Annotated in this window: 23 protein-coding genes and 1 tRNA gene; 11 read left to right on the forward strand and 13 right to left on the reverse strand. The window is 58.8% G+C overall.

The window, feature by feature from the left end:
* Positions 1-191: 191 nt before the first annotated feature.
* Positions 192-266, reverse strand: a tRNA-Thr gene (locus FB593_RS06805).
* Between the two features lie 155 nt (positions 267-421).
* On the opposite strand from FB593_RS06805, the gene FB593_RS06810 reads away from it, so the two are divergent.
* The 10 genes from FB593_RS06810 to FB593_RS06855 all read left to right on the forward strand — a co-directional run bounded on the left by FB593_RS06810 (position 422) and on the right by FB593_RS06855 (position 7,325).
* Positions 422-688: a hypothetical protein gene (locus tag FB593_RS06810; protein WP_065658352.1), complete on the forward strand. Its 267-nt coding sequence runs from the start codon at positions 422-424 to the stop codon at positions 686-688.
* A gap of 102 nt (positions 689-790) precedes the next feature.
* Positions 791-2,083, forward strand: coding sequence for a UDP-N-acetylglucosamine 1-carboxyvinyltransferase (murA, locus tag FB593_RS06815; protein WP_013635466.1), 1,293 nt, complete (start codon positions 791-793; stop codon positions 2,081-2,083).
* 115 nt (positions 2,084-2,198) lie between these two features.
* Positions 2,199-2,639, forward strand: coding sequence for a DUF2948 family protein (locus FB593_RS06820; protein ID WP_013635465.1), 441 nt, complete (start codon positions 2,199-2,201; stop codon positions 2,637-2,639).
* Between the two features lie 131 nt (positions 2,640-2,770).
* Positions 2,771-4,069, forward strand: coding sequence for a histidinol dehydrogenase (gene hisD / locus FB593_RS06825; protein WP_145166405.1), 1,299 nt, complete (start codon positions 2,771-2,773; stop codon positions 4,067-4,069).
* A gap of 3 nt (positions 4,070-4,072) precedes the next feature.
* Complete coding sequence (locus tag FB593_RS06830; protein WP_003515052.1) at positions 4,073-4,546, forward strand: UPF0262 family protein; 474 nt, start codon at positions 4,073-4,075, stop codon at positions 4,544-4,546.
* Between the two features lie 2 nt (positions 4,547-4,548).
* The gene (locus FB593_RS06835) at positions 4,549-5,037 is read left to right on the forward strand and encodes a low molecular weight phosphatase family protein (protein WP_065688347.1); all 489 of its coding nucleotides are present in this window, start codon (positions 4,549-4,551) and stop codon (positions 5,035-5,037) included.
* A 210-nt stretch (positions 5,038-5,247) separates the two neighbouring features.
* The gene (infA, locus tag FB593_RS06840; protein ID WP_003493814.1) at positions 5,248-5,466 is read left to right on the forward strand and encodes a translation initiation factor IF-1; all 219 of its coding nucleotides are present in this window, start codon (positions 5,248-5,250) and stop codon (positions 5,464-5,466) included.
* Positions 5,467-5,500: 34 nt separating this feature from the next.
* Complete coding sequence (locus FB593_RS06845) at positions 5,501-6,124, forward strand: Maf-like protein (RefSeq protein ID WP_003515050.1); 624 nt, start codon at positions 5,501-5,503, stop codon at positions 6,122-6,124.
* A gap of 3 nt (positions 6,125-6,127) precedes the next feature.
* A complete protein-coding gene (gene yacG, locus FB593_RS06850) occupies positions 6,128-6,355 on the forward strand; it encodes a DNA gyrase inhibitor YacG (RefSeq protein ID WP_003515047.1) in 228 nt (75 codons plus the stop codon).
* Between the two features lie 148 nt (positions 6,356-6,503).
* A complete protein-coding gene (locus FB593_RS06855) occupies positions 6,504-7,325 on the forward strand; it encodes a DUF6030 family protein (RefSeq protein ID WP_019564315.1) in 822 nt (273 codons plus the stop codon).
* A gap of 27 nt (positions 7,326-7,352) precedes the next feature.
* Here the strand turns inward: FB593_RS06855 and galE are convergent, their stop codons facing one another.
* The 3 genes from galE to mscL form a co-directional block, all read right to left on the reverse strand.
* Entirely contained in the window at positions 7,353-8,384 is a 1,032-nt protein-coding gene (gene galE / locus FB593_RS06860; protein WP_003515036.1) for a UDP-glucose 4-epimerase GalE, read from the reverse strand.
* Positions 8,385-8,710: 326 nt separating this feature from the next.
* A complete protein-coding gene (locus tag FB593_RS06865; RefSeq protein ID WP_019564317.1) occupies positions 8,711-9,877 on the reverse strand; it encodes a pyridoxal phosphate-dependent aminotransferase in 1,167 nt (388 codons plus the stop codon).
* A 152-nt stretch (positions 9,878-10,029) separates the two neighbouring features.
* Positions 10,030-10,458 carry a large conductance mechanosensitive channel protein MscL gene (gene mscL / locus FB593_RS06870; RefSeq protein ID WP_003515034.1) on the reverse strand — a complete coding sequence of 143 codons (429 nt, stop codon included), beginning with the start codon at positions 10,456-10,458 and terminating at the stop codon, positions 10,030-10,032.
* 216 nt (positions 10,459-10,674) lie between these two features.
* Between mscL and FB593_RS06875 the strand changes: the two genes are divergently transcribed.
* Positions 10,675-14,184 (forward strand): hybrid sensor histidine kinase/response regulator, encoded by a 3,510-nt coding sequence (locus tag FB593_RS06875; protein WP_013635457.1) that lies wholly within the window; start codon positions 10,675-10,677, stop codon positions 14,182-14,184.
* Positions 14,185-14,239: 55 nt separating this feature from the next.
* Here FB593_RS06875 and FB593_RS06880 read toward each other — a convergent pair whose 3' ends face one another.
* The 9 genes from FB593_RS06880 to cheR all read right to left on the reverse strand — a co-directional run bounded on the left by FB593_RS06880 (position 14,240) and on the right by cheR (position 23,205).
* Complete coding sequence (locus tag FB593_RS06880) at positions 14,240-16,087, reverse strand: methyl-accepting chemotaxis protein (protein WP_003515028.1); 1,848 nt, start codon at positions 16,085-16,087, stop codon at positions 14,240-14,242.
* Positions 16,088-16,238: 151 nt separating this feature from the next.
* Positions 16,239-16,940, reverse strand: coding sequence for a transcriptional regulator VisR (visR, locus tag FB593_RS06885; RefSeq protein ID WP_003515015.1), 702 nt, complete (start codon positions 16,938-16,940; stop codon positions 16,239-16,241).
* A gap of 58 nt (positions 16,941-16,998) precedes the next feature.
* Positions 16,999-17,730: a transcriptional regulator VisN gene (gene visN / locus FB593_RS06890; RefSeq protein WP_003515014.1), complete on the reverse strand. Its 732-nt coding sequence runs from the start codon at positions 17,728-17,730 to the stop codon at positions 16,999-17,001.
* A 371-nt stretch (positions 17,731-18,101) separates the two neighbouring features.
* Entirely contained in the window at positions 18,102-19,784 is a 1,683-nt protein-coding gene (gene fliF / locus FB593_RS06895) for a flagellar basal-body MS-ring/collar protein FliF (RefSeq protein ID WP_003515013.1), read from the reverse strand.
* A gap of 131 nt (positions 19,785-19,915) precedes the next feature.
* On the reverse strand, positions 19,916-20,299 hold the full coding sequence (cheT, locus tag FB593_RS06900; RefSeq protein ID WP_003515012.1) for a chemotaxis protein CheT: 384 nt from the start codon (positions 20,297-20,299) through the stop codon (positions 19,916-19,918).
* 14 nt (positions 20,300-20,313) lie between these two features.
* Complete coding sequence (gene cheD / locus FB593_RS06905; RefSeq protein ID WP_003515010.1) at positions 20,314-20,859, reverse strand: chemoreceptor glutamine deamidase CheD; 546 nt, start codon at positions 20,857-20,859, stop codon at positions 20,314-20,316.
* Complete coding sequence (gene cheY2, locus FB593_RS06910) at positions 20,856-21,245, reverse strand: chemotaxis response regulator CheY2 (protein WP_003515008.1); 390 nt, start codon at positions 21,243-21,245, stop codon at positions 20,856-20,858. Before cheY2 ends, cheD begins: the two co-directional genes overlap by 4 nt.
* On the reverse strand, positions 21,245-22,300 hold the full coding sequence (gene cheB, locus FB593_RS06915) for a protein-glutamate O-methylesterase CheB (RefSeq protein WP_013635453.1): 1,056 nt from the start codon (positions 22,298-22,300) through the stop codon (positions 21,245-21,247). Before cheB ends, cheY2 begins: the two co-directional genes overlap by 1 nt.
* Positions 22,297-23,205, reverse strand: a complete 909-nt coding sequence (cheR, locus tag FB593_RS06920) for a protein-glutamate O-methyltransferase CheR (RefSeq protein ID WP_019564320.1) — start codon at positions 23,203-23,205, stop codon at positions 22,297-22,299. Before cheR ends, cheB begins: the two co-directional genes overlap by 4 nt.
* Positions 23,206-23,217 lie beyond the last annotated feature (12 nt).

Genomic DNA, 23,217 nt, shown 5'->3' on the forward strand with positions numbered 1-23,217 from the left:
CGCCCGTTGGCTACGGGCGGTTTCGTCCCGCTCTGGCAGCAACAGAATATTCGGAAATGGAAACCGCGCTTCGCAAGAGGCGCGGTTTTCACATTTACCGAGACCAGTGCAGAATGCGCGAAAAAGCAAGCCGACATCGTGGACAAGACCCACCGGCACGTTGCGTAAATTTCTGATTTTATTGGGGAAAATGGTGCTGCTAGAGAGATTTGAACTCTCGGCCTCTCCCTTACCAAGGGAGTGCTCTACCCCTGAGCTATAGCAGCATCCGGTGCCGAAGCGTTTGCTTCAGCATCAAGCGTGGCGGCCTATTGCCATAGGTTTTTGACGAGCGCAAGTCGCAAAACGATATTCTTCAACAAGCGGGGCAAAAAAGCGTTCCCCCTGTTGAAAAACGTATTTTTCGGATATTGCTGAATTTATGAACGAACATCATGACAAACAGGCAAAGGCGGCGGTTTCCGTGAACGCTTCAGAAGACCACGTTGCCCTTGCGGCAAGCGGCAACGCGCAGGCAGGACCCGGCGAGAAGGCGCGGCAACGCGAGGCGGAGCGCAAGGCGCGGGCAGCGAAGAAGCTGCGTGAAAACCTTCAGAAGCGCAAACAGCAGGTTCGCGCGCGCCGGGCCGGCGATGCGGATGAGACGATTGGCCTGCCTGCCGCAAAAACGGACGAATCATCCTCATAGAGAATTCACCAGCATCATTTGAAACGCCGCGGAAACTCGTCTAAGGACGCGCATTTCCGCAAGGCATGATTAAGAAAGGCGGGCACAGGCCCGTAGGGACGCATGGATCGCATCAGAATTACGGGTGGTAACAAGCTCAACGGCATCATCCCCATCTCCGGCGCGAAAAACGCCGCCTTGCCGTTGATGATCGCTTCGCTTCTGACCAGCGACACGCTAACGCTCGAAAACGTGCCGCATCTGGCAGACGTCGAGCAGCTCATCCGTATTCTCGGCAATCATGGCGTCGATATTTCGGTCAATGGCCGTCGTGAAAGCCAGGGCGAAGCCTATTCCCGCACGGTCCACTTCACCTGCCGCACCATTGTCGATACCACCGCACCTTACGAGCTGGTTTCCAAGATGCGCGCCAGCTTCTGGGTCATCGGCCCGCTTCTGGCCCGTGAAGGCCGTGCGCGCGTTTCACTGCCCGGCGGCTGTGCCATCGGCACACGTCCGGTGGACCTGTTCATCGAGGGCCTGCAGGCGCTTGGCGCAACGATGGAGATCGATGGCGGCTATATCAACGCAAGCGCTCCAAAGGGCGGCCTTATCGGCGCTGTTTATACCTTCCCGAAAGTCTCCGTCGGCGCGACGCATGTGATGCTGATGGCCGCGAGCCTTGCAAGAGGCACCACCGTCATTCACAACGCCGCCCGCGAACCGGAAGTCGTCGATCTAGCGCACTGCCTGATTGCGATGGGCGCGAAGATCGAGGGCGCTGGCACCTCCACCATCACCATCGAGGGCGTTACCTCGCTTTCCGGCGCACGCCACCGGGTGCTGCCTGACCGTATCGAGACCGGCACCTATGCCATGGCCGTGGCCATGGCTGGCGGTGATGTGGTGCTGGAAGGCACGCGTGCATCGCTGCTCGACAATGCGCTGGACACGCTGCGGCTTGCCGGAGTGTCGATCAGCGACACGGAGACCGGTCTGCGCGTCGTGCGCAACGGCAACGGCATTCAGCCGGTCGATATCGTCACCGAACCATTCCCCGGCTTCCCAACCGACCTCCAGGCGCAGTTCATGGCGCTGATGACCCGGTCGCAGGGTGTATCCCACATTACCGAAACCATCTTCGAAAACCGCTTCATGCATGTGCAGGAACTGGCCCGTCTCGGCGCGAAGATTTCGCTCTCCGGGCAGATGGCCCGTATCGAAGGCGTTACCCGCCTGAAGGGTGCGCCTGTCATGGCAACCGATCTGCGCGCCTCGGTGTCGTTGGTCATTGCGGGCCTGGTGGCGGAAGGCGAGACCATGGTTTCGCGCGTCTACCACCTCGATCGCGGTTTCGAACGGCTTGAAGAAAAGCTCACCCGCTGCGGTGCGCTGGTCGAACGCGTCAGCGATTGATCCTTTCATCGCCGCTCATTCGTTTTCTCCCCGTTGCAGAGCGGGCCGCGACTGCCTATTTCCTGTACAAGGAATAGACATTGCGGGCGCGGCCCCGCGGAAAAGGAAGAAAACGATGAGCGGCCTGAAATTGCTCGCGCTGGATACTGAAGATCTCTCCGTCATTTCGACGCACATGCAGGACAGCGTCTTCAAACTGAAGGACGTTGCATTCGAGGCAAAGCAGGGCCAATTTACACTTTCCGCCAATCGTTTCGTCTGGGAAAACGCGAATAAGAAGAACCTGCCGCCGGAGCGATGCCGCAGCGTGGTTTTCCTGAAGCGGGTCTCCGCTGTCCGCTCGCACGGCATCAATCGCACTGATAAGGAACAGGTGCTTTCGCTCCTCGCAATCCGCTTCGTGCAGAACGGCGAAGGTCCTGATGGCGCCGTCGAACTGACGCTTTCGGGCGGCGGGGCTATCGCACTCGATGTCGAATGCATCGAGGCGCAGCTGACGGATGTGAGCGGCGCCTGGGAAACTGCCGCCAAACCGCATCATCCCGATAGCGAATAAGCTCTCCACGCCATTGCAACGGTTGCCTTTCGTCACTGTTTCGATTTATGCCACATACCAGAGCCGCATTTTTCTGCGGTGAGTTCGTGCACCTCGCGGGATCGCCGCGAGGAAAATGAGAGGGTAATGGCGTGGCAATCTGGCTGGAGCGGGCATCGGCTGATTTCGAACAGAAATTCGCTGCCTTCCTGACAACCAAGAGGGAAGTTTCGGAAGACGTCAACGCGACCGTTCGCGACATCATCGATGACGTCCGCAATCGCGGCGATGCGGCCCTTGCCCACTACTCCATTAAATTCGACGGCATCGATTTCTCGAAGGTCTCGATGCGGGTGACAGCGGAAGAGATCGATGCGGCCGTCGCAGCCGTTGACAGAAGTGTCATCGAAGCTCTCGAACTCGCAGCCCGGCGCATTGAAAAACACCATGCGCGGCAGATGCCGAAGGACGATATCTACGAAGACGAGATCGGTGTGGGCCTCGGTTCACGCTGGACGGCGATCGAAGCTGTCGGCCTTTATGTGCCCGGCGGCACCGCGAGCTATCCAAGCTCCGTCCTTATGAATGCTGTCCCGGCCAAGGTTGCCGGTGTCGAGCGTATCGTCATGGTCGTGCCGGCGAATGGCGGCGTGATAAACCCCGCCGTTCTTGCCGCCGCGCGCATCGCAGGTGTTGAGGAAATCTACCGCATTGGCGGCGCACAGGCCGTGGCTGCACTCGCCTACGGCACGGAAACAATCACGCCTGTCGCCAAGATTGTCGGCCCCGGCAATGCCTATGTGGCGGCCGCGAAACGGCATGTCTTCGGAACTGTCGGCATCGACATGATCGCCGGGCCCTCCGAAGTGCTTGTCATTGCCGACAGGGACAACGATCCGGATTGGCTGGCCGCCGATCTTCTGGCGCAAGCGGAGCATGACCGTGGCGCGCAGTCCATCCTCATCACCGACAATGCCGAACTCGGCAAGGCGGTGGAGGCGGCGGTGGAACGGCAGCTGAAACGGCTGTCGCGCGCCGAGACGGCAGCGGCGAGCTGGGCGGATTTCGGTGCGATCATTCTCGTCGAAAAGCTCACCGATGCCATTTCCTTGGCCAACCGCATTGCGGCCGAGCATCTGGAGCTTGCCGTTGACGATCCGGACGCGCTGATGGCGCATATCCGCAATGCCGGCGCGATCTTCGTCGGGCGCCATACGCCTGAGGTGATCGGCGATTATGTCGGCGGCTCCAACCACGTTCTGCCGACGGCGCGCTCAGCGCGCTTCTCTTCCGGCCTTTCGGTGCTGGATTTCGTCAAGCGTACCTCGATCCTGCGTCTCGGGCCTGAGCAGCTGCGGCAGCTTGCGCCGGCGGCGATCACCCTTGCCCGTTCGGAGGGGCTGGACGCGCATGCGCGCTCCGTCTCCATTCGCCTCAACCCGGAAAGTTAAGAGATGGCTTCAGGCGATTTCCGGCTCTGCGATGTGGTTCTGGACGATAGCATCGGCCGGTCCACGCCGGACGTGGAGCATGAACGCGCCGTCGCCATTTTCGATCTGATAGAGGAAAACACGTTCGAACCATTCGGCCATGAGGGCGGTCCATACCGTCTGCACATATCGCTGGTCGATGCCAAGCTGGTTTTCTCGATCAAGACCGAAGACGAGAAGGATGTCTCGACCCATATCCTGTCGCTGACGCCGTTTCGCCGCATCATCAAGGATTATTTCCTGATCTGCGAAAGCTATTACGAGGCGATACGCTCCTCCACTCCAAGCCAGATCGAGGCGATCGACATGGGCAGGCGGGGCATTCACAATGACGGCTCGCAGACTTTGATGGACCGGCTTTCCGGCAAGATCAAAATCGATTTCGATACTGCGCGCCGTCTCTTCACCCTTGTCTGTGTGCTTTATTGGCGGGGTTAGAGATGAGAGATCCCGCCACGGCTCCAAATGGGGGACAGGCTCCCAAATCGGTCCTCTTCATGTGCGGTATGAACTCCATCCGTTCTCCCATGGCCGAGGTCATCGCCAAACGACTGGTGGCACCCGGCATCTACATCCAGTCGGCCGGCGTGCGTGCGGGCGAGCGTGACCCCTTTGTGGATGCGGTGCTGGAAGAACAGGGATTTTCGCTCGGCAAACACAAACCGCGCACATTGGACGAGATCGAGGATGATTTTTTCGATCTGATCATTACATTGACACCCGAAGCTCATCACGCAGCACTTGAACTGACACGCTCGAACTCGCTCGACGTTGTCTATTGGCCAACCATGGACCCAACCGTCATCACCGGTACGCGGGACCAGATTCTGGATGCCTATCGCGAGGTGCGGGACCATCTTGCCAGGCTGATTACCGAACGCCTGCCAGGAAGGCCGCAGCCGGCGGCGGATACGCTTTCAAAAGACTGAGGTTGAGTGTCCGTTTCGATCGGACCAGACACTTCAAACGCCGCACAGGACAGGCATTTATTCGATCCGCACCTCCCACCTGGCGAAAATCGGTTCCGATTTTCGCCGTGATGCTTTAGAGGTTCACAAATGTGCCGGGATTGTGTAGTTTCCGCGCAATTTTCCCGGACACGACAGGTCCGGCACTATCAACAGGAAGAAAACCCTTACATGACAAAAGAAGAAGTCCTCGAATTCCCGGGCATCGTAACCGAATTGCTGCCGAACGCAACATTCCGCGTGAAGCTTGAGAACGAACACGAAATCATCGCCCACACGGCGGGCCGCATGCGCAAGAACCGTATCCGCGTTCTGGCGGGCGACAAGGTGCTGGTCGAAATGACGCCTTACGACCTGAGCAAGGGCCGCATCACCTATCGCTTCAAGTAATCCGTTTTCGGCATTCGGAAGCCCGGGCAGCGCAATGACCAACTCAAAACAAAAGCTCGTTCTGGCATCCGGTTCGCCGCGGCGTCTGGAACTATTGCACCAGATCGGCATCGAGCCGGCACGTCTGATGCCGATGGATATCGACGAAACGCCCGTAAAGCTTGAGCATCCGCGCACGCTGTGCCGTCGCCTGTCGCTACAGAAGGCCGAGGCTGCGCATGCGGCGCTGAAGAGCGAGCAGACGTGGAAAGACGCCTATGTTCTCGGCTCCGACACCGTGGTGGCCGTGGGTCGCCGCATTGTCGGCAAGGCGGAATATACCGAGGAGGCTTCCGCAGCGCTGCATCTTCTCTCGGGGCGCAGCCATTGGGTCTATACCGGCATCTGCCTTGTGACGCCCGGCGGCAAAATCCGTCAGAAGGTTGTGGAAACCAAGGTGCGTTTCAAACGCCTTACCACGCGCGAGATCGACGCCTATATCGCCTCCGGGCAATGGCGCGGCAAAGCCGGGGCCTATGGTATCCAGGGCATTGCCGGCTCATTCGTGCAGAAACTGACCGGCTCCTACACCAATGTCGTCGGCCTGCCGCTGTATGAGACCATGTCGCTTCTTTCCGGTGAAGGATTCGAGGTGACGTCGGGCTGGCTCGAAGGATAGACCATGACAAAATCATCTCCTGAAGGTTCGGGAAATGTCACGCCGCTTCGGAAAACGAAGCCATGTCCGGAGTGCGGGCGGCCCTCGACACGGGAAGACTATCCGTTCTGTTCGGATCGCTGCCGCTCGCTCGATCTCGCCCGCTGGCTGAACGGCTCCTACGCCATTCCTGTCGCCGACGACGAAAGCAGCGCGGACGAGCAGGACTCGTTCAAAAATTCCTCCGAATAACGTTGCGCCGCCGGAAAATCCGGCGGTGAAATACAGAATATTTTTAATGACCTTCAGCTCGCAGTATATTCACCGGGTTGCCGACAGCCCGAAAGCCATATCAAAAACCGGTTGACGCCCCTCCCCCGGCAGCCATTAGGGTTCCCCGATGGACGCAAGCCTGCAAAAAAGAGTAAGGCCTGGCGCGCTGCTGTTTGCGGTGCTGGCAGTTTGTCTTGCCATATTGGCAACGGTGCTGCTTGCCAATGACAAGAAACATCTCAAAAGCCTGCTGAGCTATCTCAACCTTGCGCCTGCCACACGCTCCGCCGAGCAGCCAGCCCGGATGAAGCCCGTCAAGCGGCAAAAGGTTACCGCCCAAAAGCTCAATCTGCCGCCGCATCTGCTGAAATTCGAGCAAGGCGGCGACAGGGCATCCTTTGCCCGCGACTTCGTTCTGTCCGGCAAGGACCTCTGCGACCGCTTTACCGCGGCGGGCTTTTCCAACCCGCAAGGCTGGCACGCAAGCCCGGTGAAGATCCGCAATTTCGAATGCATGGCCGACCTTGTGGTCGGGGACACGGCGAACGCCTCGGAACGGGCATCGCTTTTTCTCGACATCAGAGGCGAGGCGTCCGACGAGGTTCGCTCTATCAGGATGAAAGTGGTTGCGCCGCAGACACCTGATGGTGCCGTTATTCTGACGAAGCTTGAGGACGCGTTGGCGATGATCATCGAGCAGACCCGCTGGGCGGACCTCGCCAGCATGCTTGAGCCGGCACGCAGGCTGCAACCCTATCAGGCAGAGCATTTCGGTATTTCGGTCTCCCTAAAGCCGGAGCCGTCTGCGCCGCATCGGCTGAACCTGATTTTGCTGGCAACGGAACAATTGCCGGGACTGAAGCTCACGCGCAGCTTTTTCGACAGCGAGAAATGGCTTCCCGCTGCCACTCTTTCGGATCGACCGGTCCTCTATTTTTCCGTCAGGTAGAACCGCATCCCGAAAACCAACGGCCGCTCAGCCTATCGCTGCCAGTTTATGCCGCCCAGGCAGAATCCTGTCGCTTCGCTGGGCTTGACGTTTAGCCTCCCACTGAAGGGCCGTGCGAACGATGGTTGTGAGATCATTGAAACGCGGCGACCATCCGAGTTCCGACTGGATACGGCTCGAATCCGCAACCATCGTGGCAATGTCGCCGGCGCGGCGGGGACAGTGGATAACCGGGAAATCGTTTCCAGATTCCCGCTGCACGGCATGCAGCACGTCCAGTACCGAATAGCCGACGCCATAACCGCAATTGAGCGTTCGTGTGCCGCCACCAGCACGCAGATGCGCCATGGCGAGCATATGCGCGTCGATCAGATCGCTGACATGGATATAGTCGCGAACGCCGGTGCCGTCAGCGGTCGGATAATCTGTTCCGTAAACCTCCACCTTGTCGCGCCGGCCGGTTGCCGCTTCGCACGCTACCTTGATGAGGTTCGCCACACCCGTGGGGGACGGACCGGCACGGCCCTTCGGGTCGGCGCCAGCAACATTGAAGTAACGCAGCGCCACATAGTTGAAATCATGTGCCTGCACGACATCGCGCAACATGATTTCTGAGGCGAGTTTCGACAGGCCGTAGGGATTTTCCGGGCTGAGAACTGCCGTTTCCGGCACCGGGCCATCAAAGGGTTGGTTCCCATAGACCGCGGCAGTTGAAGAGAAGATGAAATTGCGGATACCATGACCGACTGCCGCCGCAACAAGGGCGCGGGTCGTGCCGGTATTGTTTTCGTAATATTCCAGTGGCTGGCTAATCGATTCAGGGACGCTGACGGAGCCAGCGAAGTGGAAAATGGTCTCGATCTGGTTGTGTTCGAAAATCTGGCCGAGCAAGTCGCGATCGGCGACGTCGCCGAGATAGAAACGCGCCGCTGGCGCGACCGCCCAACGTGATCCCGTCGAAAGACGGTCGACAACAACGACGTCTTCACCGGCGTCGAGCAAAGCCCACACCATGTGGCTTCCTATATAACCGGCCCCACCGGTGACCAGAACAGCCATGACATTACTTCCCTGTTTGCTTTTGTTGCGTCCATCAAAGCCAATAATTCTTCATCATTGATTACTTGCACAGCAAATACCCCACCTATCCCTCGCCCCTATGAAAAGGTGGCTTACGATTGGTTAGCGCAATGAAGTGTGTTTTATTTATTAGATGAAAATGTTCTCATAAATGGAACACAAGGCGCATAGCACAGAAAAGCCCGCACGTCGATTGGTACGCCGTGAGGTTGTAGTTTTAGCGGCTCGCCATGATTCTTTTGGTAGAAAATCTGCCTGCCGCGGCCAAATTCGGCGCGGCAGGGCGGGCTATCGCAGGATTGCGGTTATCTGCCGAGAATATAGGACGCAAGCCGATCGGCTGCGTCTTCGATCTGCTTTGGGTTGCGCAGGAAGCAGGCACGGAGAAACAGCTCTCCGCCTTGGCCGAATGCGGTGCCCGGCGCGAGGCCGACGCCGGTCTTGTCAACGATATCCAGAGCCGTGGCGCGGCTGTCGGTCACGCCGTCCACCTTGAGGAAGGCATAAAGAGCGCCATCCGGCTTCAATGTTTCCACGCGGTTCGTCGCGATCAGCGCATCGCAGAGAATGTCGCGGGATGTCAGAGCGCGTTCGTAGTTCTCGCGGACGAAACCGTCGCCATGGTCGAGAGCCGCGACTGCGCCGCGCTGCATGAACTGCGCCACGCCGGAGGTGGAATATTGAATAAGGTTCTCGATCACCTGCCCGATGACGGGTGGCGCCACAAGCCAGCCAACACGCCAGCCCGTCATGGACCAGTTCTTCGAAAAAGAATTGGCGAAGACGATTTTGTCATCCGGTTCCATCACGTCGAGGAACGACGGCGCACGGGTGCCGGTATAGTGATAAAGTGCGTAAATCTCATCCGCCACGATCCAGAGGTCGTGTTTGCGGGCGAGTGCCAGAACATCGCGAAGATTGTCTCGCGTTGCGGTCCAGCCGGTCGGGTTGGACGGCGTGTTGATAAAGAGCGCCTTCGTCTTACCGGTGATCGCACTTTCCAGCTTGCCGATATCGAGATCCCAGCGACCATCGTGGAAATCGATGCCGGCTGCGACCGCCTTTGCGCCCGCCACGCCGATGGCGGCAACAATATTGGGCCAGGTGGGCGTGAGATAGATCATCTCGTCGCCCGGCGAGGTCAGCGCCTGCACCGCAAGCGCAATCGCCTGCATGCCGGAACCTGTTACGTAAAAATGATCTGCGGATAGAGAGGCTGAAAAGTGACGCTCGTAGTAGCTGCTGAGCGCCTGGCGCAATTCGGGAATGCCGCGTTGCCAGGTATAGAAGGTCTCGCCATTGTTGAGCCCGTCGATGGCCGCCTTGTTGATGAAGTCCGGGCTCGGCAGATCGCCTTCGCCGACCCAAAGCGGCAGAAGATTGTCCCGTCCCCGGGCATAATTCACGACCTCGACAATGCCGCTCTCGGGAGCCGCCAGAGAGCGCGCACTCAGACTGTTCAAAATGGACATTAAAGACACTCCGTTTGGTGTCTTCTTATCGCATCGAACGGGCGATATGCATGATATTCCGTGCAACAGTCATGGATTTTCTTTATGGATGGATGCCCGGCGAGAGGAAGCTGACCCATGGTCAGCAATATCGCGCCGGGACAATCTAAGCTTCAGCGCGTCTTAAGCAGATCGCGGATTTCGGTAAGAAGCTTGACGTCTTCCGGCGGCGGAGCCGGTTCCGACTTTTCCTCGATCTTTTTCCGGTCGACAGAAGCGCGAAGCTTGTTGACCCCTTTGACCATCAGGAAAATGATCCAGGCGAGAATGAGGAAGTTGATGAGGACCGTGAGAAAGTTACCATAAGCGAAGACAGCGCCCTGATCGCGCGCGGCGGCAAGCGAGCTGGCGGTGACGCTGGAACTGAGCGGCAGGAAGTAGTTCGAAAAATCGAACCCGCCGAAAATCGCACCGACGATCGGCATGATAAGGTCGTTGACGACGGAATCGACGATCTTGCTGAACGCCGCCCCGATAATAACACCCACGGCCAGATCCATGACATTGCCACGGGCAATGAAGGTTTTAAATTCGTTAAGCATCAGATGGTCCCTCTCCTGCTTCGCGAGCTGAAGCTATGTGACTGTCCCTACGGGTTCAACCATATAGATTCCCTGTCCCATTTGGAATTCGTCAAGATTGCATTTATTAGGCTTTTTGCACGGTAGTCTTGAACTTTATGATCAGACCGCGCTCATTCTCAACGGCCCGGAATTCGCCTATGCTCGTTTTCAGGGATTGTTGCATGGGGAGGATGCGTGCTTCCTGGGTGGATCATATTCGGTTCGGCCTTCGCTTATGTCCTGCTGCTGTTTGCGGTTGCAAGTTATGGGGACAGGAACAGCCGGAAAAGAAACGCTCCCAAAAAGGGGCGGCCGTTCGTCTATGCGCTTAGCCTGGCGATCTATTGCACCTCCTGGACCTATTTCGGCGGCGTCGGGCTTGCGGCAGACAAGGGGCTGGAATTCCTTGGCATCTATACCGGGCCGATCCTTGCCTTCACCATCGGCATGCCGATCATTCGCCGCATCGTGGAGCTTGCCAAAACCGAAAAGCTGACGTCGGTTGCCGATTTCATTGCCGCCCGCTACGGCAAGAACTCCACCGTGGCGATGATTGTCGCCATCATCGCGCTTGTCGGCGCCATTCCCTATATCGCGCTGCAATTGAAGGCCGTTTCCAGTTCGGTGGCGACGATGGTCGATCCCGGCGATTACGGCATTGGCAGCGGCAACCTCTATTTCCTCGATCTGCCGCTGCTCGTCACCATCGTCATGGCGGGCTTCGCCGTCATGTTCGGCACCCGGCATACCGACGCCACCGAACACCAGGACGGGCTTATTCTGGCGATTTCAATGGAATCGCTCGTCAAGCTCGTCGCCATGTGCACCGTCGGCTTTTACGTTCTGTTCGTCCTATTCGACGGCCCCTCGCATTTGTGGGAACTTGCGTCGGGCAATGAACGGGCCATGCGGGCCATATCCTATCACACGCCCATCAGCCGCTGGATCGTGATGACCCTGCTTTCCGGTTTCGCGATCATCCTGTTGCCGCGCCAGTTCCATGTCACCGTGGTTGAAAATCGCACGCCGGAAGAGCTGCGCATGGCGGGGTTCCTGCTGCCGCTTTATCTGATTGCGATCAACATCTTCGTGCTGCCGATAGCGCTTGCCGGAATTTTGACGCTCGGCGCCAATGGCAACGCCGATCTTTACGTCCTGCAATTGCCGCTCGCGCATCAAATGCCGGTCGTTTCGCTGATTACCTTCATTGGCGGATTTTCAGCGGCGACCGCGATGGTGATCGTTGCCTCGGTCGCGCTGTCGATCATGATTTCCAACGACATCGTCATGCCGATCTTTTTGCGGCAGAAGCTGTTGAACCGCTCGCCGCACCGGGACAACTTTGCCAAAACGCTTCTCAACATCCGCAGAACAGCGATCTTTGCGGTGATGCTTCTGGGCTACGGCTACTACCGTGCGGCCGATAGTGCCACCGGGCTTGCCTCCATCGGCCTCCTGGCATTTGCCGCCATCGCCCAGATGGCCCCTGCCCTTTTCGGTGGGTTGTTCTGGCGGCGCGCCAATGCGCGCGGTGCGATTGCCGGTTTGAGTTCAGGCTTTTTTGTCTGGGCCTACCTGCTGTTTCTGCCAAGCTTCGGCGGGCCTGATAATTCGGAGGTCGCGGCCACCGTTCTCGGCTTCCTCTTTTCTGGCAGTACGGTCTTCAACGGTCCCGAGGCCGACCCTTTTGTGAACGCGGTCATCCTCAGCCTGCTCGTCAACAGCATGGCTTTCGTACTTGGCTCGCTTTCACGCAACCCGCGACCGGTGGAGCGCATCCAGTCCGGCATCTTCGTGAAGCGCCATTCGAAATCACAATTCGCCACGCGTGGCTGGAAAACCCGCGTCAGCGTCGGCGATCTCAAAAGCGCGATTGCCCGTTATCTCGGTGAAGAGCGCATGCTGCGCTCACTGGCGACCTATGAAAAGACGGCGGGCAGGAAGCTCAACGACGACCAGCCCGCCGACATGGCGCTGATCCATTTCTCCGAACAATTGCTGGGCAGCGCCATCGGCTCCTCCTCAGCCCGTCTCGTGCTTTCGATCATTCTCCAGAAGGCGGAGGACACCAGCGCCGACACGGCCTGGCTGCTGGATCAGGCAAGCGAGGCGCTGCAATATAATCAGGACATGCTGCAAACGGCGCTGGCGCAGATGGACCAGGGCATCGCCGTTTTCGACAGCTCGCAGCAGCTGACGATCTGGAACCGGCGCTTCCGCACCCTTCTCGATCTACCTGAGCAATTCGGGCAGGTGGGGCTGCCGCTGACGGACATCGTTTCCATGCTGCAGGAGCGCGGCGACATGCCGCCGGGCGACACGGAACAGCTGATCACCAGTTTCCTGACCATGGACCTGCCTTTCTCGCTGGTGCTTGGCGGCGGTGAGCGCATCATCGAAGTGCGCTCCAACACTATGCCGGACAAGGGTATCGTCGCCACCTTCACCGATATCACGCAGAGAGTGGCGAGCGATCAGGCACTGAAACAGGCCAATGAAACGCTGGAACAGCGGGTGGCGGAACGAACCGTCGAGCTTACCCGCGTCAACCGCGAACTTGCGGAGGCAAGGGCATCGGCCGACGAGGCGAACATCGGCAAGACACGGTTTTTTGCTGCCGCCGGCCACGATATCCTCCAGCCGCTGAATGCCGCGCGGCTTTATTCCTCCTCGCTGGTCGAGCGGCTTGGCGCCTCGGGGGAAAGCGATCTCGTCCAGAACATCGATTCGGCGCTCGAGTCGGTAGAGACCATTCTCGGCGCGGTGCTCGATATTTCCCGCCTCGACACCGGTTCGATGAAAGCGCGCATGACATCGGTGCCGCTGAACGAGCTGCTGAAACGCATCGAAACCGATTTCGCGCCTATGGCGCAGGAAAAGAACCTCGATCTCGTGGTCATGCCCACCTCGCTCACCGTCCGCTCCGACCCCAACCTGTTGCGGCGGCTGATACAAAACCTCGTCTCCAACGCCATCAAATACACGCTGAGTGGCAAGGTTATCGTTGGCGCGCGCCGCCGGGGAGGCGATGTCGTCATTCAGGTGACGGATTCCGGCATCGGCATTCCCGCATCCAAATTCCGCACGGTTTTCAAGGAATTCGCCCGGCTGGATGAGGGTGCAAAAACGGCCTCCGGCCTCGGACTTGGTCTTTCAATTGTCGACCGGCTGTCGCGCATGCTGCACCATCCGGTACAGCTGATTTCCACACCCGGAAAAGGTACGACATTCCGTATCCACCTGCTGCGCGAGGCAGACCGCCTGACGCCAGCCAAGGCCGCTGGCGGGATCGCCAATCCGGTGGCGAGCGACCGGCTTGCCGGCGTCAGGGTACTCTGCATCGACAACGAGCCGAAAATCCTCGAGGGCATGACGTTATTGCTGACGGGATGGGGCTGTGAGGTCTTACCCGCAGGTTCAGTGGCCACACTCGAAGAACCGTTCCTGACAATGTCAGCGGTGCCGGATGTCATCATTGCCGATTATCATCTCGACGACGGCGACGGTATCAGCGCCATCCGCCTGATCAGGACATTCTACGGCAAAACGATCCCTGCCCTGCTTGTGACGGCGGACCGCAGCCCGGAAGTGCGCAGCGATGCGGAAAAATATGGGATTACCGTCCAGCATAAGCCGGTCAAACCGGCGGCGCTGCGGGCCTATATCAACCAGATATCCAGCACGGCCCGCGCGGCGGCAGAATAAAAAAACTCCCGGACCTTGCGATCCGGGAGCTCTTCGACTTTCAAAAATTCCAATGTCAGGCTGCGCGGCTCAGTCGATCCTGGCCGGTCGCCGAGCCCTGCTCCATCTGAAAACGCTGAACCAGATCGAGCAACGCTTCCACTTCGCCCGACAGCACCCGGCTGGCTGCGCTCGACTGTTGGGCAAGCGCCGCGTTCTGCTGGGTCATCTGATCCATCTGGTTGACGGACCCGTTGACATTGTGGAGCGCGGAGGACTGATCCTGCGTCGCCGTCGCGATGGTTTCGACATGCTGGCTGACGGCGACGATCTGATGGCTGATGGCTGAAAGAACCGTGCCCGCTTCCTGCACCAGCTTCGATCCGGAGCTCACCTCATGCGTTGACTGGTTGATGAGCTGCTTGATTTCACGTGCCGCGTCCGCGGAGCGTTGTGCAAGTTCACGCACTTCTTGCGCCACGACCGCAAAACCTTTGCCCGCCTCGCCCGCACGCGCAGCCTCGATGCCGGCATTGAGGGCGAGAAGGTTGGTCTGGAACGCGATGTCATCGATGACCTCGATGATCTGCTCGATCTTGCGCGAGGCGTCTTCGATACGGCCCATGGCGTCCACGGCATTGCTGACGACCGAACCGGAACTGTCGGCGCTCTGTTTGGTGATGCGGACGGCTTCGTTGGCTTCACGCGCCCGCTCGGCCGACGATCTGACCGTTGCGGTGATTTCCTCGACAGCCGCTGCCGTCTCTTCCAGCGAGGCTGCCTGATTCTCCGTGCGCTTCGACAGATCGACCGACGATTGCTCGATTTCAAAACCGCTATGCTGGATGACCAGGGTGCGCTCGCGGATTTGCCCCAGCGCATCGCGCAGGTTGAGAAGGGATTCGTTGAAGTCCGTGCGCAGACGATCCAGACGGCCGTTAAAGGGTGTCTCGATCGTGCGGCTCAGATCACCGCGCGAAAGCCTGCCGAGGCCGGACGCGATCTCGCTGACTGCGAATTCGATCTGGCCGTCCAGCTCCTGCTTCTCGGCATCGTTGCGGTGACGCTCCGATTCCGCCACGGACCGTTCCTCGGCGCTTTTGCCCTCGATCGCGAGTTTCTCAAGCGCATTCTCGCGAAATATCACGAGAGCGCGGGCGATGTTGCCGAATTCATTGGTATTGGTGGCATAGGGGATCGGCGTATCGAGATTGCCGTGCGAAAGGGACTTAACCGCATCGGTAAGCTTGCCTAGAGGCTGCAGGGTGCGCCGGATGACGAAATAGGCGAGCAATCCCACGCCGACCATGGCGAGCGCGCCACAGATCAGCATCAGGTCGCGCAGGCCGAAAATCTGGGCTTCGTAGACGGCCATGGGAACGCCCACGAAAAGAATACCGACGGTCGCTCCGGACTTGTTGAGAACCGGCATGTATCCGGTCATGTAATTGGTGCCGAAAAGCGTGGCGGCGCCGAAATAACCCTCACCCTTGGAGACCTTTTCGAAAGCGGGATGGTCGGTAGCGAGCTTCGTGCCCGCTGCTCTCTCGCCCTTTTCGTTCTTCAGATTGGTGGTCATGCGAATATAATCGCCTGCCTTGGCTTCAAAAACCGTCGCGATGCCGCCATTACCGGCAGCCGTGCGGTCGACGAGATCATTGTCGCGCAGTGTCCCGATGCTGGCGCGGCCGATACTCTTGAGCTCTCCATCCACCATTTCGAGGGCTACACCGCCGACCTTCATCTCGTAAAGGATCGCCATGCCGCGCATCGCGCTGTGCGTGTCACGCAGCGCAGTGGTGATGATATTGTCCTTCAGGCGAATGTATGTCGAAAAACCAACTGCCGCGACGCTGAGCGCAATCAGGCCGATCGTCAGCACGACGACCTTACCCGCAACGGACTTAAAGAGCCGGTTGTGCATGAAACAGTTCCCCAAAACCAAACTTATAAAAGTTCTAGTTGGCAACTGTTAAAAAAACGCGAAGTACCGATAGCAGCTTTTAGAGTGGATTACACAAGCCGCGCCGGCGCCTGCCGGCTTACAGGGACGGGAAAGCCCGCCCCCTCCCCAATCAATGGATATAGCCGAGCCGGATGGCCTTTGCGATCGCCTGGATACGGTTGACGGAATCGAGCTTGATCGTCGCTGAACCCAGATAGGCGTTGACGGTGTGTACCGAAAGCCCGAGCTTCACCGCGATTTCTTCGCTGATACGACCATCACCCGCCAGTTGCAGACAGGCGATTTCCCTTTCGCTCAACGCTTCAGACGGTGCCACCTTGCGCTCATCCAGCGCCAGCATATCGACCATGATCTCGCAGCATTTAATGTGCTGTTCGATGACGACCTCGTTGTCGAGAACGAGGTTGCTGCCACAGAAAACGATGTAGCCGTTGCCGATCGTGCCGAGCCGCACCGGCAAAGCCAGTCCCGCATAGGGCAATGTATCGTTCTCGATCCGGCGCATCAAAGCCGGCACGTCAGGAAGATCGGCAAAACCGCCGGCATTCTTGTTACGCCAGATGACCGGCAGCAGCGATGTCTCGATATGATCCAAAAGAATATCGCCGACCGCGCGGATGAACTGCGCGCTCTGTTCGGCGGCATTCATGCCCCAGTTCTCCAGCTCGCAGGTCAGCTTTTTCTTGTTGGGGAAGCCGGAGGCGGCAGCCTTCGTCACCACGAAATTACGTGCGCCGACCAGTTTCTGCATGGCGACCAGCTTCGGAAACAGATCCGACCGGCTTGTCACAACAGGGCTGCGGTAAAACATACCGCTGCTTTGACTCGTACCCTCATTATCTTTCGTCTGTACCATGGGTCCCGACCATCTACACGAGGTTGTTGCGCACGGCGTAGGCGATTGCCTCCGAGCGGGTTTTCGTCGCGGTTTTCCGCATCACGCTTGTAATGTAATTATTGATCGTATTGCGCGAAATGCCAAGTATCATCGCAATTTCGTCGCTTGTCTTGCCTTCCGCGATCCAGAACAGGCACTCAAGCTCACGTTCTGTGAGGTCGATGTCACGCACGGCCTTTGCTTCGCTGGCAATGCCGAAGCTGACGCAATAGCCGGTCAGAAGCGCGATTTCGCGCAGACGGTCCGGCGAAGGAACCGAGTGTTCAGGAAACAGCAGCAGAAGCGAAAGACGAATGCGACCCACACAGAAGGAAAGCGCCGAATATTGCCGGTCGATGCCGAAAGGGACAGAAACGTCGTCCGGAAGAACAAGCAATCGCGGCTGCAGAAGCGAAAGGCACTTTTCCATTTCGCTCGATCTGTTCTGGCTGTTGGCGAGTTCGGCACCAAGCCTGCGCACCAGATCGAAAGGCCAGTCGGATGTGATGATGAATTTCAGTCCGGTTTCTTCGAGAAGATCCTCCCGCGCCAGCAGATAATGCGAGGCGCCGGCGTAGGTTACGAGCAGATCCAGCGCGCCTGAAACGTTGCCGGCAGCGGCCGAGGCTGCGACGTTCTTGGCAAGCTGGTCGCGTGGCAAGGGCTTACCCATGCCCTCCATAGGCTTGGCAGACAGCCTGCGGATATCAACATCGACTTTCAATCGCCTACGCCCTCTTGCTCCCAATGGGGAGATTATACCTCGGGATGGAATCATTCCATTCGAGAAGCTTACCAAAATGGGATGGTGAGCCCCCGGAGACCGAATCACTTCATTTTATGGAACGGACCGGGATTTGCCATTACCTGACACCAGCCTTTCCACGTATTTCCTTGTTCGTCTATTCCTAAAAAACATACTGAAAAGCTGACCAATCCATAAACGGCATTCTCAGCCTATTCCCAGCAAACTGTATCGTTGCTGAATTTTTTGTAAACAGTGTCCCAAAGCGGGAATGCGACGGCGCGCGGCGCCAAGATACCAAAGAACCCGGAAATGCGCAAAAGGCCGGGATAACCCCGGCCTTTTTCAAATCATGCAGCTTTTTCCACTGCCCATTTGCGAAGTATCTTGGCTGCGCGTTCTTCGCTGATTTCCACCATGCGGGAGAGCCTGCGCTCGGGTCCTTCGCGAACCCGGCGGTTGAAGGTGCCTTCGCTGTCGCCGCCCGCCAGAAGATCGTCGGTGCTGTCGAAGCCGAAATCCGCCCCAAACCCTTCCATGAGACCACCAGCACCCGCATCCATGCCGGGAGAGAAATCCGGCAATTCGAGGCCTGCGGTCTCCTGGCTGATCTGGCCTGCTGCCGCGCCGTTGCCAGTGACCGTACGAACCAGAGGACGTACACCGAGCCAGACGACGAGGAAAGCAACAGCGACGAAGGCGAGCGAGTTGATGATGCCTGCCGAATTGCGGCTGAGCACTTCCATGATGCCCGGCCCGCTTGCGGCTTCGTCGAGCAGCTGCGTTTCGAGGAAGTCCATCGCCGTCAGCGTGACGATATCGCCGCGATCGGAGGAAACCCCCGCAGCCGAGGTGACGATCTTCTGCATTTCGGCAAGATAGGCGTCGATCTTGGCCTGGTCGACGGGTTCGCCGACCATCTTGGCGATGCGACCCTTGTTGACGACCACGGCGACCGAAATCTTTTCGACGGTATAGCCATTCTTGACGGTGGCGACCGTTTTGGAATTGATTTCGTAGTTGGTCTGCTCTTCCTTCTTGGCAGACTGGTCGGAAGACTGCGGGCCACCTGCGCCGCCCTGGGGCGCTGCCTGCGGTACGTTCTGTTCCACGGTCGCGGCCGTATCGGGCTGCGTTTCCTGGGACTTCTGGTCTTCCTTAACGGTGCGGACGGAGCGCTCGACGCGCGATTCCGGATCGTAGACGGTTTCCTGAATCTGCCGGCTGTCGGTATTGAGCTGCGCCGTCACGCTGGAGCGGAAATTGTCCATGCCGAGGAAAGGCGCCAGCGCCTTGTCGATATTGGTGGTGATTTCCTGCTGAACGTTCTGCGCCAGCGTCAGCGAGCGGTTCATGGCTGCGTTGGTGACGTCGTCACCGGAAGCGAGGAGCTGGCCGGTGGAATCGAGCAGCGTCACGTCATCGACTTCAAGGCCGGGAACGGCCGAGGCGACGAGATGACGGATGGAAGCGGACGCCTTGCGCCCGGCGGTGGCATTGGCTCGAATCATGACCGATGCGGTGGGCTTCTGCTCACCGCGGCGGAAATTACCGACATCCGGCATGACGATATGGACGCGTGCGGCCGCAATTCCGTCGATCTGCTGAATGGAGCGGCTGATCTCACCCTCAAGCGCGCGAACCCGGGTCACTTCCTGCATGAAGGAAGTCAGTCCGAGAGAACCGACATTGTCGAAAAGCTCATAACCGGCATTGGCACTGTCAGGCAGGCCGCGCTCGGCCAGAAGCAGCCTTGCCTTGCTGGTGAGGCCGACCGGAACCTGGAGGCTGGCGCCATCCGTTCCAACCTGAAAGTCCAGCCCCGCTTCGGCGAGTGCAATGCTGATCTTGTTGAGGTCGCTTTTTTCAAGTCCCACATAAAGGGTCTCGTAAGCGGGACGGTTCACGTAAAGTGCTGCAGCAAGGATAATGGCCATGGACAAAATGCCCACGCCGCCCAGCATCAACAACCGTGTCTGACCCAGCGCCGCGAAATTCTTCAAGACCTGAGGGATTTGATTTAACAGATTCATTCTGTTCCGCACCGTCATTCATAGAGTCCGAGACCTTTTGGCCCCGTAATGATAATAGGGTGCGAAGCTTGCGCGAGCGTTGCCTTTATCCGCAATCCGCGAAAGGAAGGGAACCGCCAGATGAATGCTGTCTAAAACAGATCGAAGTCTCCGGCGACCTTGTCCAGCGGCTGCGAATGGCCATGGCGGATGGCTGCGCCCAGCGCCTTTTGCATTTCTGCCAGCTTGACGAGGCTGAGCGCGGTCGAGACATCCACGATCCAATCACCGGGAATAGAGCCGGTGACGGTATCGATGAACTCGGCAAGGCCGCGGGTTTTCTGGACGGCAAGGTCGATGCCCTGCAAGAGCTTGACGCCATCGCTGGACAATTCGCCGCTTGTCGCTTCCAGCAGTTGCGGCTCGATGCGCTCGATCAGATAGGCGACATCGTGCAGTTCCGATACCACGCGCATCAGAACGTCGGGCAAGGCTTCTTCGAACGGAGTGGTGCCGGTGTTGTTTGCAATCTGCATTGGAAACTCCGTGACTAGAAAAATTCGATGTCGTTGGCGACGGGCTTGGGGGCCGGCACCGGACGCGTTTCCATGGCGACCGTCTTCTGGGTTTCCGCGCCGCTCAGCGGATGCTGTCGTGCACGGCCCGAAACCGGCCAGAACTCGATCTTGCGGCCATGATCCCCGCCCGTGGAGGAGCTGATGACCGGTATGCCTTCATCCTTCAGAAACTGCATGGCAAAGATGGCGTTCTGCTCACCGACATTGGAGAAGCTGGCAATCGTTTTTGCGCCGCCGAAAACCTTCGCCTCCAGCCGGTCGCGGCGTGCGCCCTTCTTTAGAAGACCGTTGATCAGCAGTTCCATAAGATGCACGCCATAACGCGTCGCATCCCCACCGGTCACGTTGCCCGTTCCCGGCAGCAGGAAGTGGTTCATTCCTCCAATGCCGGCAACGGGGTCTCTCAGACAGGCGGCCACGCACGAACCGAGTATCGTCGTCATGACCACGTCGGGATCGCTGACAACCTTGTACTCGCCCTGAATGATATGTACGCGCTTGGCCGCAGCTTCAATCATTTCAGCGATCCGAAAACCGCTTCGATGGCTGCGCGCATCTTGTCGATGGTGAAGGGCTTGGCCAGCACGTTGTTTGCGCCGAGCTGCGCTGCCTTCTGCACCAGCGCACGGTCGCCCTGTGCGGTGAGGATGATGAAGGCCGCCTTTTTGAGGGTCGGGTTGGCCCGCACGGCGTGCAGGAAACCGAGACCGTCCATCTTGGGCATGTTGAAGTCGGAGATAACGAGATGATGGGGCTGCTGCTCCATGATCTTCAATCCCTGCTCGCCGTCGCCAGCGGCAGTGATCTGCTTGAAGCCGAGCTGTGTCAGCGCATCGCTGAGCAGCAGCCGGCTGGTCACCTGATCGTCGACGATCAGAACTTTGATCTTTTCTGCGAGAGACATTAGTCAGCACCTTCTTTGCGGGCAGTGGTTAGTTTCAGGATTTCTTCGCCGATTGAGGCCAGCGGCAATTGCAGTTCAACGGCGCCAAGTTCAAAGGCCACTCTGGGCATGCCGTAGACGACACATGTTTTTTCGTTCTGGCCGACGGTTCGCGCACCGGCATGCCGCATTTTCAGCAGCCCGGCCGCGCCATCCCGGCCCATGCCGGTGAGAATGACGCCGACGGCGTTGCGTCCGGCAAGCTCGGCGACCGAATCGAACAGCACATCAACTGAAGGGCGATGGCCGTTGACGGGATCGCGCTCGATAAGCCGGCAGCAGGGCGCGTTACGATTGGAAATCTGCAAATGGCGTTCACCGCCCGGCGCAAGGTAGATCTTGCCGGTCTGCAGGCGCGCGCCATCGGTCGCCTCTTCCACGACGGGCGCGCAGATGCGGTTCAACCGTTCCGCGAAACTCTTGGTGAAAGTCGGCGGCATGTGCTGGGTGATGACCGTCGGCGGACAATTGGCCGGAAACTTCTGGAGCACGGCAATCAGTGCCTCGACGCCGCCGGTGGAGGAGCCGATGGCGACGACTTTGCGGCCGGCACGATAATCGCTGACCGGGGTCGGCTGGGCTGCGACAACGGGTTCCGGGCGCGCCGCGCGGTAAGCTGCGTGTTGCGACCGTGCGGCGGCCTTCACCTTGTCGGCCAAGTCGCCGAAGGGACGCGCATCGCCTGGAGCCGGCTTGCCGACACAGTCGAAAGCACCGATTTCAAGCGCGGCGAGCGAGGCATCCGCGCCGCGGTGCGTCAGGGACGAGACCATGATGACCGGCATCGGCCGCAGTCGCATGATCTTTTCGAGAAACTCGAGGCCGTTCATTTCCGGCATCTCGATGTCGAGCGTCACGACATCGGGATTGAGCTGCTTGATGGCGGCGCGCGCTTCCATGGCATTGCCGGCCTGCCCAACCACCTCAACCTCCGGATCGGCCTTGAGGACGGCGGAAATCAGGCCACGCATGGTGGGGGAATCATCGACGACGAGGACCCGTGCGAGTGCGCTCATGCCTTCCTCCCGGACGTGTGACCAATGTAGCGGTAGGTGGTGATGCCGGTATTGTCGAACAGGTTCTTGGCGTCGCCGGACACTCTTTCGGAATGGCCGATGTAAAGATGACCGCCTTCCGGCAGCAGGCCTGCAAAACGCGTCCAGATACGCATCTGGGTCGGCTCGTCGAAATAGATGACGACGTTGCGGCAGAAGATGACGTCGAAATTGCCCTTGAAGGGCCATTGCGTCATCAGGTTCAGTTCATTGAACGTGATGAGGCGCTTGACCTTGTCATCGATGCGGAACTTGCGGCGACCGCCGGCATCAACTTCCGTGAACCATTGCTTGCGCATCGCGGGAGACACGGTTTCGAGAGCGTTGTCATCGTAAACGCCTGCACGGGCCTGCGCCAGGATCTTCGGATCGATGTCCGTCGCCAGGATCTTGAAATCGTAGTCCGCCGCATTGGGAAACATGGCGAGCACGGTGAGCGCAATCGAATAGGGCTCCTGCCCGTCTGAGCAGGCGGCCGACCAGATGCGGACGCGCCCGCCAGTCTTTGCCCTTGCAATGAGGCCCGGCAGGACCTCGTCGCGCAGGTGTTCGAAATGGTGGTTCTCGCGGAAGAAGCGCGTGAAATTCGTCGTCAGGTGCGACAGCATTTCGCGGCGCGCAGCCGCTCCATCGGGCGATGACACCAGTGCGCAATATTCCCGAAACCCGGCCAGTCCGAGATTGCGGATATGCTTGGACAAGCGCGAATAGACCAGCGACGCCTTGGTGTCGTTGAGATAGATGCCCGCATCCGCGTAGATCATCGCAGCGATCTCCGACAAATCGCGTCTCGTCAGCGGATATTCGCCGCTGGCAAGAACGTCATCGGGAGACTGTCGCTGATCGCTGAGATTAAGTGCTGCCATTGGATATCCGCC

This window comes from Rhizobium sp. SJZ105 (assembly GCF_007828365.1).
GTDB lineage: Bacteria > Pseudomonadota > Alphaproteobacteria > Rhizobiales > Rhizobiaceae > Agrobacterium > Agrobacterium tumefaciens.